Below are 11,895 nucleotides of genomic sequence, written 5' to 3' on the forward strand. Positions count from 1 at the left end.
CCTCAGCGTCCACAGCCCCGAAGACCTCGAACACGTCGCCCAGGAACTCAACGGCCGTCCACGCAAGACGCTCGGCTGGAACACTCCAGCCGAGCGTCTACGTGATCTACTCACCACCTGAGAACCAGACGGTGTTGCAACGACCACTGGAACCCAAGGGGAGCAGCGGCGGGGCGGGGGCCTCGGCGCGTGCGCGGCGGGTCAGGCGTCGAGCTTCTCGCGCTCGGCCTGCTCGGCCTTCTTCGAGGCCCGCAGGCTGGTGAAGGTGGTGATCGCCAGCACGACCACGATGAAGCCCAGCGAGAACGGGATGCCGATCTCCGGGGCCCACGTCGCGCCCGCCTCGTGCGCCGCGTGCAGCACCAGCTTCACGCCGATGAAGCCGAGGATCACCGACAGGCCGTACGACAGGTGGACCAGCTTCTTCAGCAGGCCGCCGATCAGGAAGTACAGCTGGCGCAGGCCCATCAGGGCGAAGGCGTTGGCGGTGAAGACGATGAACGGGTCCTGGGTCAGGCCGAAGATGGCCGGGATCGAGTCCAGCGCGAACAGCACGTCGGTGGTGCCGATCGCCAGCATCACGATCAGCATCGGGGTGATCAGCCGGCGGCCGTTCTCCCGGACGAACAGCCTGGTGCCGCGGTAGTCCTCGGTGGCCGGGAAGCGCCGCGTGATCGACTTGAGTACGCGGTTCTCCTCGAACTCCTCGTCCTCCTCCTCGGCGCGGGCCTCCTTGACCAGCTTCCAGGCCGTCCAGATCAGGAAGCCGCCGAAGATGAAGAACACCCAGGAGAACTCGGAGACCAGCGCGGCACCTCCGGCGATGAACACCGCCCGGAGCACCAGCGCGATGATCACACCGAACATCAGCACGCGCTGCTGGTAGATCCTGGGCACCGCGAACTTGCCCATGATCAGGATGAACACGAAGAGGTTGTCGACACTGAGCGACTTCTCGGTGATGTAGCCGGCGAAGAACTCGCCCGCCGGCTTCCCCCCGGAGTGCCACCAGAGGAAGCCGCCGAAGAGCACCGCCAGGGCGACCCAGACGGCCGTCCAGATCCCGGCCTCCTTGATCGAGACCTCGTGCGGCTTGCGCCCTCCGATGAAGAAGTCCGCCACGATCAGTGCGATCAGCACCAGGATCGTGGAAACCCACATGGTTACGGAAACGTCCACTACTGCTCCTCCGGCAGGTAGGCGAGACAGTCATCGTCACTGCCGGAGGTCTCTTCCGCCCATCGGGCCAGCGCCCCGGGGTGCCACGACGGGCACCCGTGATGACGGGGTCGGCTGTCGAGGAATACTCCCCTCCGCTGTCGTCGAGAGTAACAGGGAAGGCAAGGAAAGGTAAAGAAGGTAAAGAACCGTCAGAGGTACGGCTCGATCGCCGGCAGCAGGTCCTGGAAGGTCCGCCCCTTCGCGGGCGCGCCGATCGCCTGCATCTCCCAGCCGCCGTTGCCGTCCCTGACCACCTTGGCCATGATCTGCCCGGTGTGCGGCCCGCCGCCCGCCAGCTCGTAGCGCGCCAGCTCCAGCCCGGTGGTCTCGTCCAGCAGCCGGCAGTGCGCCCGCTCCACCTCGGCGAAGGTCTGCCCGGTGTACGAGCTCACCGTGAACACCACCTGGGTGATGTTCACGGGCACGTGCACCAGGTCGACCAGGATCGCCTCGTCGTCCTCGGCCCCCGAGCCGCCCTCCAGGTTGTCCCCGGTGTGCCGGACGGAACCGTCGTTGCTCTCCAGGTGCGAGAAGAACACCACGTCGGACGGGGTCTTCTCGGCGTACAGCAGCGCCGAGGCGTCCAGGTCGATCTTCCGGGTACGGCTGCCGAACAGCCCGCGCTTGGGGGCGGCCTGCCAGCCGAGGCCCATCCGGACCACGGTCAGGGCGCTGCCCGGCCCCTTCTGGAGGCTGACCCGCTGCCCCTTGGCAAGGTTCACCGACACGACGTTGTCCTCTCTGCCGGCCGCACGGTCGCGCCGCGCGGCTCCACGATGGAACACCCCGTCGCCGTCCCCCGGCTGAGGCCCCCTCTGCGTACGGCCCGCCACCCCGTCCCGAGGGCACGATGCCGCAGGCCAGCCTAGGGCCTGCGAGGCCCCCGGCTCCCCAGGGTCTCCCCGTTTGTGGCAAGCCTGAGACACCTCCGGGCTTGACCGGTGTCATTCCGGCCAAGCCCGGCCGGCCCGCCGGGTGCGCCCCGGCGGGCCGGCTACGCCACCCCGGCCTCGCGCATCTGCCGCAGCTCCCTCTTCAGTTCCTTCACCTCGTCGCGCAGCCGGGCCGCGACCTCGAACTGGAGGTCGGCGGCGGCCGTGTGCATCCGGTCGGTCATCTCCTGGATCAGGTCCGCCAGTTCGGCGGCCGGCAGGGACTTGGCCGGCTTGCGGTCCGCGCCCAGCGACGGCACCGGCGCCTTGCCCTTGCCCTGGTTCCGGTAGCCGGTGGAGAGCAGCTCGTCGGTGTCCACGTCCTCGCGGGCGAGGGTGTCCAGGATGTCGCCGATCTTCTTGCGCAGCGGCTGCGGGTCGATCCCGTGCTTCTTGTTGTAGGCCTGCTGCACGACCCGGCGGCGGTTGGTCTCGTCGATGGCCTTCTCCATCGAGGGGGTGATCCTGTCCGCGTACATGTGGACCTGGCCGGAGACGTTGCGGGCGGCGCGGCCGATCGTCTGGATCAGCGAGGTGCCGGAGCGCAGGAAGCCCTCCTTGTCCGCGTCCAGGATCGCCACCAGCGACACCTCGGGCAGGTCGAGGCCCTCGCGCAGCAGGTTGATGCCGACCAGCACGTCGAACCGGCCCGCCCGCAGCTCGCGCAGCAGTTCCACCCGGCGCAGGGTGTCCACGTCGCTGTGCAGGTACCGGACCCTGATGTCCAGCCCGAGCATGTAGTCGGTGAGGTCCTCGGCCATCTTCTTGGTCAGCGTGGTGACCAGCACGCGCTCGTCCCGCTCGACCCGCCGGCGGACCTCGTGCACCAGGTCGTCGATCTGGCCCTCGGTCGGCTTGACGATCACCTCGGGGTCGATCAGGCCGGTCGGGCGGATGATCTGCTCGACCTGGCCGTCGCCGCGCGACAGCTCGTACGGGCCGGGCGTCGCCGAGAGGTAGACCGTCTGGTCGATCCGCTCCAGGAACTCCTCCCACTTCAGCGGGCGGTTGTCCATCGCGGACGGCAGCCGGAAGCCGTGTTCGACCAGGGTGCGCTTGCGCGAGGCGTCGCCCTCGTACATCGCGCCGATCTGCGGGACGGTGACGTGCGACTCGTCGATGACCAGGAGGAAGTCCTCCGGGAAGTAGTCGAGCAGGGTGTTCGGCGGGGAGCCCGGCTCGCGGCCGTCGAAGTGCATCGAGTAGTTCTCGACGCCCGAGCAGGTGCCGATCTGGCGCAGCATCTCGATGTCGTAGGTGGTGCGCATCCGCAGCCGCTGGGCCTCCAGCAGCTTGCCCTGCTTCTCCATCCGGGCGAGCGTCTGCTCCAGCTCCGTCTCGATGCCGGTGATCGCGCGCTCCATGCGCTCGGGACCGGCCACGTAGTGCGAGGCGGGGAAGACGTAGACGGACTCGTCCTGGCTGATGATCTCGCCGGTGAGCGGGTGCAGCGTGTACAGCGCCTCGATCTCGTCGCCGAACATCTCGATCCGGACGGCGAGCTCCTCGTAGACCGGGAAGATCTCGATGGTGTCGCCGCGGACCCGGAAGGTGCCGCGGGTGAAGGCCACGTCGTTGCGGGCGTACTGGATGTCCACGAAGCGGCGCAGCAGCTCGTCCCGGTCGACCTCCTGGCCGATCCTGAGCGGCACCATCCGGTCCACGTACTCCTGCGGGGTGCCGAGGCCGTAGATGCAGGAGACGGAGGCGACCACGATCACGTCCCTGCGGGTGAGCAGCGAGTTGGTCGCCGAATGGCGCAGCCGCTCGACCTCCTCGTTGATCGAGGAGTCCTTCTCGATGTAGGTGTCCGTCTGCGGGACGTACGCCTCCGGCTGGTAGTAGTCGTAGTACGAGACGAAGTACTCGACCGCGTTGTTCGGCAGCAGCTCGCGGAACTCGTTCGCCAGCTGCGCGGCCAGCGTCTTGTTCGGCGCCATGACCAGGGTGGGCCGTTGCAGCTTCTCGATCATCCACGCCGTGGTCGCCGACTTGCCGGTGCCGGTGGCACCGAGCAGCACGACGTCCTTCTCCCCTCCCCTGATCCGCCGTTCCAGCTCGGCGATCGCCGCCGGCTGGTCACCGTTCGGCTGGAAGGGGCTGACGACCTCGAAGGGCGCCACGGACCGCTCAATACTCGTGATGGGACGCACCACTCCACGGTACGACCCACCACTGACAGGCGGGGGCGGCTCCGGTCGGGCCGCGTGCGCCCCGAACCGGATGACGGGTTCAGGGCGGGGTCGATCCGCACGGCGGAGTCGAAGGCGGCGGCAAGCCGCTCGATCGGCGGAAACCGGCTACTTGGCGCTGTCGCGGGCCAGGGCGACCAGGCGGGAGACGGCGCGCAGGTACTTCTTGCGGTAGCCGCCGCGCAGCATCTCCTCCGGGAACACCTCGTCGAAGGGGAGGCCGGAGGCGGTGATCGGCAGCTCGCGGTCGTACATCCGGTCCGCCAGCACGACCAGGCGCAGCGCGGTGGACTGGTCGTCGACCTGCTTGACGCCGCGCAGGCAGACCGCGGTGACGTCGTCCAGCAGCGCGCCGTAGCGGCTGGGGTGGACGGCGGAGAGGTGGGCGAGCAGGCTGTCGAAGTCGTCCAGCGAGGCGCCGGGGGTGCGGGCCGCGACGTCCTCGACGGCCTCGTCGGTGTACGGCGGCGGGGCGTCCGGCAGGCCGCGGTGGCGGTAGTCCTGGCCGTCGATCCGCATCGGGCGGAAGTGCGCGGACAAGCCCTGGATCTCGCGCAGGAAGTCGGCGGCGGCGAAGCGGCCCTCGCCGAGCTTCTCCGGCAGGGTGTTCGAGGTGGCGCACAGCTTGACGCCGTTGTCGACCAGCCGGCCGAGCAGGGTGGAGACCAGCACGGTGTCGCCCGGGTCGTCCAGCTCGAACTCGTCGATGCAGAGCAGCCGGTGCCCGGAGAGGGTCCGCACGGCCTGCTGGAAGCCGAGCGCGCCGACCAGGTTGGTCAGCTCGACGAAGGTGCCGAAGGCCTTGGGGCCGGGGGCGGTGTGCCAGAGGGAGGCGAGCAGGTGGGTCTTGCCGACGCCGTACCCTCCGTCGAGGTAGACGCCGGCCGGGCCGCTGGGCGCGGGGGCGGAGCGGCGGAACCAGCTGCGCTTGGGCGCGGAACCGTTTCCTCCTGTGAGGGTGGCCGCGAACTGCTCCAGGACCTGGACGGCCTCGTACTGGCTCGGCTGGGTCGGGTCCGGGATGTACGTCCCGAAGCTCACCTCGGCGAACCGGGGCGGCGGGACCATCTCGGCGACGAGCCGCTCGGCGGGAACGACGGGGCGGCGGTCGGTGAGCGCGATCGGGGAGCCGGACGCGTGTGCGGCGGCTATCGGCTCGGTCGTGGTGGCGGAGTGGGAGGCTGCGGGCACATCAGTAGAGGGTACGCCTGCTCCGTACGCCGTCCGAACGACCCTCGGTCTCCGGTGGAAGACTGAGAACATGCAACAGTTGATCAGCCCCCCGGGTGAACGCTTCGACGATCCGGCCGCACTGGAATCGCTCGCCGCCGTCTACGCGTACCCCGAACAGGTGAATCAGGGCCGCCCGTGGCTGCGCGCCAACATGGTGTCCGGCCTGGACGGCGGGGCCAGGCTGGACGGGGTGTCCGAGGGGCTGTCCGGCGACGCGGACAAGCGGATCTTCGGCGTGCTGCGGGCGCTGTCCGACGTGGTACTGGTGGGTGCCGAGACCGTCCGCGCCGAGGGCTACCGGCCGGCCAGGGCGCGCCGGGAGTTCGCGGCGGCCCGGGCGGCCGCGGGGCAGGCACCGGCCCCGGCGATCGCCGTCGTGAGCCGCTCCCTCCAGCTGGACCTGACCGCGCCGCTGTTCACCGAGCCCCTGGTCAGGACGGTGGTGATCACCACCGAGGACGCCCCGGCGGAGCGCCGCGGGGCGGTCGCGGAGGTGGCCGACCTGGTGGTCGCCGGCACCGGCGCGGTGGACCTGCGGGCGGGCGTGGCGGCACTGGCCGAGCGGGGCTGGACCAGGCTGCTGACCGAAGGCGGCCCGCGCCTGCTGGGCCAGCTCGCGGGGGCCGGCCTGCTGGACGAGCTGTGCCTGTCGCTGGCCCCGCTGCTCACCGGCGGCGACGCGCCGCGCATCCTGCACGATGCGCGAATGCCGGACGTGCAGCGGATGCGACTGGTCTCATTGATCGAGCAGAAAGGATTCCTCTTCACCCGTTACCTGCGTCACCCGGGTTCGGATGACCCCGTGACCCCCCGATCGTGATGCCGTTATGCGATGCCGGGGCCCGGGGGCCGGCCACTGGAAGGGACTCACGTGTTCAAGACGGTACTGATGATCGAAAAGGCTCTCTCCGACGCGGACGTGGAGCTCGTCACCACGCTCCACGGCGATGAGGAGGTGTCCTTCGTCGTCCTGATGCAGCCGCGCGGCAAGCAGGACGAACTGCTGCGGGCGCTCGACGACGTCGCCCTCGGCCACCTCGACAAGGTGGTGCACGAGCACGACGAGTCCGAGAGCGGGCCGACCGTGGCCACCGAGTCGCTGGAGCACAGCCTGCGCCACCTGCGCTCGGCGAAGGCGGCGGCGGTGGGCGAACTGGTGGAGGAGAAGCCGCTGGAGCGGCTGCGCGCGGTCGTCGAGGAGCACCGGGCGGACGAGGTCGTGGTGCTCACCTCACCCCACTTCGTGGAGGAGTTCTTCCACCGCGACTGGGCCTCCCAAGCCCGGCACAAGGTGGGGGTCCCGGTGCTCAGGCTGTTCGCCAGCGACTCCTAGCCCGGCGCGCCGGTGGTGCAGAATCGTCCTTGCGGTCCGCCCGCGAGGACGATTCCCGCGTCGGCTCCCGAGCCGGCGCCCGCCGGGACCCGTCCGCCCGACCTGTCTGCCCCCGCCCGTACGGAGCCCCGCCTTGAACGACGCCGCGCACGACCTGCACGCCCCGCACTTCATCGGCATCGGCGGCGCCGGGATGTCCGGCCTGGCGAAGATCCTCGCCGTGCGCGGTGCCGGCGTCTCCGGCAGCGACTCCAAGGAGTCCGAGACCGTCCTCGCGCTGCGCGCCCTCGGCGCCACCGTGCACGTCGGCCACGCCGCCGAGCACGTGCCGGACGGCACCAGCAGCGTGGTCGTCTCCAGCGCCATCCGCGCCGACAACCCGGAGCTGGTCGCCGCCCACGAGCGCGGCATCCCCGTGGTGCACCGCTCCGACGCGCTGGCCGCCCTGATGGGCGGCCACCGGGCGCTGGCGGTGGCCGGCACCCACGGGAAGACCACCACGACCAGCATGCTCGCCGTCGCCCTCGGCGAGCTGGGCCTGGACCCGTCCTACGCGATCGGCGGCGACCTCGACGCGCCCGGCTCCAACGCCCACCACGGCACCGGTGAGATCTTCGTCGCCGAGGCGGACGAGAGCGACCGCAGCTTCCACAAGTACGCGCCCGAGGTGGCGATCGTGCTCAACGTGGAGCTGGACCACCACGCCAACTACGCCTCGATCGAGGAGATCTACGAGTCCTTCGAGACCTTCGTCGGCCGGATCGTCCCCGGCGGCACCCTGGTGGTCTCGGCCGACCACGACGGCGCCCGCGAGCTCACCTCCAGGGTCGCGGGCCGCGAGGACCTGAACGTGGTGACGGTCGGCGCCGCCGAGGACGCCGACCTGCGGGTGCTGTCGGTGGTCGCCCACGGCATGACCAGCGAGGTCACGGTGCTGCTGGACGGCACCGAGCTGGCGTTCACCGTCTCGGTGCCCGGCCGCCACTACGCCCACAACGCGGTGTCCGCGCTGGCCGCCGGCGTCGCGCTGGGCGTCCCGGCCGCCGACCTGGCCAAGGCGCTCGGCGCCTACACCGGGGTGCGCCGCCGCCTCCAGCTCAAGGGCGAGGCCGCCGGGGTCCAGGTGATCGACTCCTACGCCCACCACCCCACCGAGATGACCGCCGACCTGGAGGCCATCCGCGAGGGCCTGACCGGCGGGGGCCGGGTGCTGGTGGTCTTCCAGCCGCACCTGTTCAGCCGCACCCAGCAGCTCTCCGAGGAGATGGGCCTGGCCCTGGCGCTGGCCGACGCCTCGGTGGTGCTGGACATCTACCCGGCCCGCGAGGACCCGATCCCCGGCGTGACCAGCGAGCTGATCATCGACGCCGCCCGCCGAGCCGGCGCCGAGGTCACCGCCGAGCACTCCTTCGACGCCGCCCCCGCCCTGCTGGCCGGCCTCACCCGCCCGGGCGACCTACTGCTCACCATGGGCGCGGGGGACGTCACCAACCTCGGGCCGGAAATCCTCAGGCACCTCGCGAACGTTGCCTCCAACGTCTGACCCACGTCCGTCCGACGTACGCCACGACCGGGAGCCGTGAGATGAGCTACGAGATCGAGAAGACCGAGGCCGAGTGGCGCGCCGAACTCAGCCCCGAGGAGTACCACGTGCTCCGCGAGGCGGGCACCGAGCGCCCGTTCACCGGTGAGTACACCGACACCAGGACCGTCGGCGTGTACGGCTGCCGGGCCTGCGGGGCCGAACTGTTCAGCTCCGAGACCAAGTTCGACAGCCACTGCGGCTGGCCGTCCTACTACGCGCCGCTGGCCGGGGACCGGGTCCAGTACATCGAGGACGACTCGCTCGGCATGCGCCGGGTCGAGGTGCGCTGCGCCCGCTGCGGCGGGCACCTCGGGCACGTCTTCGAGGGCGAGGGCTACGGCACGCCGACCGACCAGCGGTACTGCATCAACAGCGTCTCGCTGACGCTGAAGCCGGCCGAGTAGAACGGACGGCGGGAGGCCCGGACACCGCGCGGTGTCCGGGCCTCCGTGCTGCCGAAGACCCGCCCCGGGGCCGGCTCGCGACCGGCCCGGCTATCCCGCGACCGGTTCGAAGCGGACCGGCAGGTGCATCAGGGCGCGGTGGAACGGGCCCGGGCGCCAGAGCAGGTCCTCGGCGGGAGTGGACAGTTCGAGGTCGCTGAGGCGGCTGCCCAGCTGCTCGATGGCGGTGATCGCGATCAGCAGGGCCGGGTCCCGGGCCGGGCAGGCGTGCGGGCCGGCCGCCCAGGCCAGGTGGGCGCTCTCCCCGCTGCGCAGCCCGCCGTCCTCCGCGGGCGGCGCGGCCTGGGAGTTGGCGGCCGCGTACGAGACCAGCAGCAGCGTGCCCGCCTTGATCTCCCGGCCGTGGAAGGTGATGTCGTACCGCGGGTAGTGGGCGGAGAGGTTGGCCATCGGCGGCTCGTGCCAGAGCACCTCGTCGATCGCCTGGTGGGCGGTCATCGCGCCGCCGAACAGCGAGCCGGCGTAGCGGGCGTCGGTGAGCAGGCGCAGCAGGGCGTTGCCGATCAGGTTGGTGGTCGGCTCGTGCCCGGCGATCAGGGTCAGGGTGATCTGCCGGATCACCTCGTCGTCGTCCAGCCCGACCGGGTGGGTGACGTACCAGGAGGCGAGGTCGTGCCGGGGGCGCTCGCGGCGCTCGGCGACCATCGCGGTGACCACCGCGAGGAGCTTCCCGTACGCGGCGCCCGCCTGCGCGGTGGACTCGATCAGCCCGGTGATCGCGGCCACCACGTCGGCGCGCTGCTCCTGCGGCACGCCGAACCAGGTGGTGAGCACGAAGGCGGGCAGCCGGCGGGCGTACGCGGCGATCAGGTCGGCGTGGCCGACGGCGGCGAACTCGTCGATCAGCCGGTGCGCGGTCTCGGCGACCTGGCGCTGGAGCCGGTGCGGTTCCAGCAGCGCCAGGGCGTCGGTGATCACCGCCCGGTAGCGCGCGTGCGTCGCGCCGTCGCTGAACAGCGCGGTCGGGCGGTAGCCGAGCACCGGGAGCAGCGGGGAGTCCGGCGGGACGGTCCGCTGCCAGGCCCTGGAGTCCTTGGAGAAGGTGTCGGTGTCGCGCAGCAGGTCCAGCGCGGCCTGGTAGTCGGTGACCAGCAGGGCCTCGACGCCGGGCGCGATCTCCACCGGGGCGACCGGGCCGTGCCGCCGCAGCCGCTCGTAGACCAGCTGGGGGTCGGCGGCGAAGACCGGGCCGTGGATCGGGGTCGGGCGGGACTCGACGGTCACGGCTGCTCCGGGATGGCGGTGGTGGCGGAGGTGTCGGGGGCTGCGGGCAGGACGTCCAGGACGTGCTCGGCCAGCACGATCAGCGCGTCCAGGCTGCTGTCGCGCTGCCGGGCGTCGCAGAGCAGCAGCGGGGTGGTGGCGTGCAGGTCCAGGTGGGTGCGCAGCACCTCGACCGGGTGGTCCGGTGCGTCCGGGAAGCGGTTGACGGCGACGGCGTACGGCAGGCCCTGCTCCTCGACCATGTCCATGATCTCGAAGGAGTCGGCCAGCCGCCGGGTGTCGGCGAGCACCAGGGCGCCCAGGGCGCCGCGGGCGATGTCCTGCCAGAGCGGGAAGAAGCGGCGCTGGCCGGGGGTGCCGAACATGTAGAGCACCACGTTGCCGGGCAGGGTGAGCCGGCCGAAGTCGACGGCGACGGTGGTGGTGGTCTTCTCGGGCAGGCCCACCAGGTCGTCCACCGGCCGGCCGGTCTCGGTCATCGCCTCCTCGGTGTGCAGGGTGGCGATCTCCGAGAGGGTGCGGATGAGGGTGGTCTTGCCGACCCCGAACGGGCCGGCCACCACCAGCTTCATCAGCGTCTGGTCCTGGTCGGGCAGGTAGCCCACCCGGCTCGGCCGGTCCGCCTCGCCGGCCCGGTCCGACTGGTCTGTTCGGTCCGTCTGATCCGTCTGGCTTGTCTGGTCTTCCGGGTCCGGCCGGGCGGCCGGGTCACCGGAGCGCACGGAGTCCAACGAGGAGCCTCTCGACGAGGGAGCGGTCGGTCTGCTGGGCGCGCGGGACCGGCGCGCGGGCGTGCAGGCAGCCCGCCTCGACCAGGTCGGCCGCGAGGAAGACGGTGGCGCTGACCGGCAGTCGCAGGTGCGCGGCGGCCTCCACGACGGTCAGCGCACCGGGGCGCAGCAGTTCCCAGAGCCGGCGGTGTTCGGGTTCGAGCGCGTCCGGCGGGTCGGCGCGGTCGGCGAACAGCACGGTCAGCCGCTCGAAGCCCTTGGTGCCGGGACGGCTGCGGCCGCCGGTGGCCAGGTAGGCGGGCACCATCCGCCTGCGGGGGGCGGCGGTCATGACCGCTCGTCGTCGTCCTGCCGCCGGGCCGGGCTCGCGAGTGCCCGGCCCAGGGCGGCGACCTGTACCTGCATCTGGTAGGCCACGTTGCCGAGTTGGGCGTCCGGCGCGGTGAACACGGCGAGCGAGGTGTTCTCCCCCGCGGGCACCACGATGGCGTAGCCGAGGTCGGACTCCACCACGGTCTGGGCCAGCCGGGGCCGCTCGGCGTCGGTGAACGCGGTGGTGAAGGCCCGGGCGGCGGCGTGCACGGTGGCGGTCATCGCGGCGACCCGCTCGGCCGAGGCTCGCTCCAGGCCGTCCGAGGCGCCTTCGACCAGGCCGTCCCCGGTGGCGATGACCGCGTGCAGCACTCCGGGGAGCTCCAGCAGCGGGGTCAGCACCCACGAGATCTCGTCGGTGGCGGTCGGGCTGGGCGTGCTGCTCACTGCTCGGCTCCTTCTGGGGTCGGACCGGTGCTCTGGTCACCGGGGTCGCGGCCGGCGGTGGTGTCGCCGGGGGTGCCGGCGCTGTCGGCGGCCCTGGCCACGGCGGCCCGGCCGGAGTCGGTGCCCCGTTGCAGCGCCTGCCAGTGGGCGGCGGCCTGCTCGGGGGTGCGCCCGGCTCCGGGGGCGGGCGCGCGGGCGGGTTCAGCGGCGGCGGGCTCCCC

The 11,895-nt window shown here is 71.7% G+C and carries 12 protein-coding genes and 2 pseudogenes; 5 read left to right on the top strand and 9 right to left on the bottom strand.

The features are described from left to right. Positions 1-121: pseudogene (locus BU198_RS13000) on the top strand (IS30 family transposase); the annotation flags it as partial. 80 nt (positions 122-201) lie between these two features. On the opposite strand, the gene BU198_RS13005 reads toward BU198_RS13000, so the two are convergent. From BU198_RS13005 to zapE, 4 genes are all read right to left on the bottom strand, one after another. Continuing rightward, entirely contained in the window at positions 202-1,179 is a 978-nt protein-coding gene (locus BU198_RS13005; protein WP_188297007.1) for a TerC family protein, read from the bottom strand. Between the two features lie 191 nt (positions 1,180-1,370). Beyond that, on the bottom strand, positions 1,371-1,949 hold the full coding sequence (locus BU198_RS13010) for a TerD family protein (protein ID WP_188297008.1): 579 nt from the start codon (positions 1,947-1,949) through the stop codon (positions 1,371-1,373). A 266-nt stretch (positions 1,950-2,215) separates the two neighbouring features. Continuing rightward, complete coding sequence (gene uvrB / locus BU198_RS13015; protein WP_188297009.1) at positions 2,216-4,306, bottom strand: excinuclease ABC subunit UvrB; 2,091 nt, start codon at positions 4,304-4,306, stop codon at positions 2,216-2,218. 147 nt (positions 4,307-4,453) lie between these two features. Continuing rightward, the gene (gene zapE, locus BU198_RS13020; protein ID WP_317620099.1) at positions 4,454-5,497 is read right to left on the bottom strand and encodes a cell division protein ZapE; all 1,044 of its coding nucleotides are present in this window, start codon (positions 5,495-5,497) and stop codon (positions 4,454-4,456) included. A 109-nt stretch (positions 5,498-5,606) separates the two neighbouring features. On the opposite strand from zapE, the gene BU198_RS13025 reads away from it, so the two are divergent. From BU198_RS13025 to msrB, 4 genes are all read left to right on the top strand, one after another. After that, the gene (locus BU198_RS13025) at positions 5,607-6,398 is read left to right on the top strand and encodes a pyrimidine reductase family protein (protein WP_188297011.1); all 792 of its coding nucleotides are present in this window, start codon (positions 5,607-5,609) and stop codon (positions 6,396-6,398) included. Between the two features lie 51 nt (positions 6,399-6,449). Then, positions 6,450-6,911 (top strand): indole-3-glycerol phosphate synthase, encoded by a 462-nt coding sequence (locus BU198_RS13030; RefSeq protein WP_188297012.1) that lies wholly within the window; start codon positions 6,450-6,452, stop codon positions 6,909-6,911. Between the two features lie 133 nt (positions 6,912-7,044). Further along, positions 7,045-8,454: a UDP-N-acetylmuramate--L-alanine ligase gene (gene murC, locus BU198_RS13035; RefSeq protein WP_262987031.1), complete on the top strand. Its 1,410-nt coding sequence runs from the start codon at positions 7,045-7,047 to the stop codon at positions 8,452-8,454. Positions 8,455-8,495: 41 nt separating this feature from the next. Further along, positions 8,496-8,900, top strand: coding sequence for a peptide-methionine (R)-S-oxide reductase MsrB (gene msrB / locus BU198_RS13040; RefSeq protein ID WP_188297013.1), 405 nt, complete (start codon positions 8,496-8,498; stop codon positions 8,898-8,900). A 90-nt stretch (positions 8,901-8,990) separates the two neighbouring features. Here the strand turns inward: msrB and BU198_RS13045 are convergent, their stop codons facing one another. From BU198_RS13045 to BU198_RS13065, 5 genes and pseudogenes are all read right to left on the bottom strand, one after another. After that, positions 8,991-10,184, bottom strand: a complete 1,194-nt coding sequence (locus BU198_RS13045) for a cytochrome P450 (RefSeq protein ID WP_188297014.1) — start codon at positions 10,182-10,184, stop codon at positions 8,991-8,993. Beyond that, positions 10,181-10,756 (bottom strand): GTP-binding protein, encoded by a 576-nt coding sequence (locus BU198_RS13050; RefSeq protein ID WP_188297017.1) that lies wholly within the window; start codon positions 10,754-10,756, stop codon positions 10,181-10,183. Before BU198_RS13050 ends, BU198_RS13045 begins: the two co-directional genes overlap by 4 nt. Positions 10,757-10,892: 136 nt before the next feature. Further along, positions 10,893-11,246, bottom strand: coding sequence for a DUF742 domain-containing protein (locus BU198_RS13055; protein WP_188297018.1), 354 nt, complete (start codon positions 11,244-11,246; stop codon positions 10,893-10,895). After that, positions 11,243-11,674: a roadblock/LC7 domain-containing protein gene (locus tag BU198_RS13060; RefSeq protein ID WP_188297015.1), complete on the bottom strand. Its 432-nt coding sequence runs from the start codon at positions 11,672-11,674 to the stop codon at positions 11,243-11,245. Before BU198_RS13060 ends, BU198_RS13055 begins: the two co-directional genes overlap by 4 nt. Further along, a pseudogene (locus tag BU198_RS13065) lies at positions 11,671-11,895 on the bottom strand (NADH-quinone oxidoreductase subunit C); the annotation flags it as partial. The gene BU198_RS13060 and the pseudogene BU198_RS13065, both read right to left, overlap by 4 nt.

Origin of the sequence: Streptomyces sp. CBMA156, from assembly GCF_014596515.1 — a bacterium.
Taxonomy (GTDB): Bacteria; Actinomycetota; Actinomycetes; order Streptomycetales; family Streptomycetaceae; genus Kitasatospora.

Excerpts from the sequence above, each read along its gene's own strand:
- BU198_RS13055 (WP_188297018.1), bottom strand. The coding sequence starts at position 11,246 with ATGACCGCCGCCCCCCGCAGGCGGATGGTGCCCGCCTACCTGGCCACC.
- msrB (WP_188297013.1), top strand. The coding sequence starts at position 8,496 with ATGAGCTACGAGATCGAGAAGACCGAGGCCGAGTGGCGCGCCGAACTC.
- BU198_RS13025 (WP_188297011.1), top strand. The coding sequence starts at position 5,607 with ATGCAACAGTTGATCAGCCCCCCGGGTGAACGCTTCGACGATCCGGCC.
- BU198_RS13050 (WP_188297017.1), bottom strand. The coding sequence starts at position 10,756 with ATGAAGCTGGTGGTGGCCGGCCCGTTCGGGGTCGGCAAGACCACCCTC.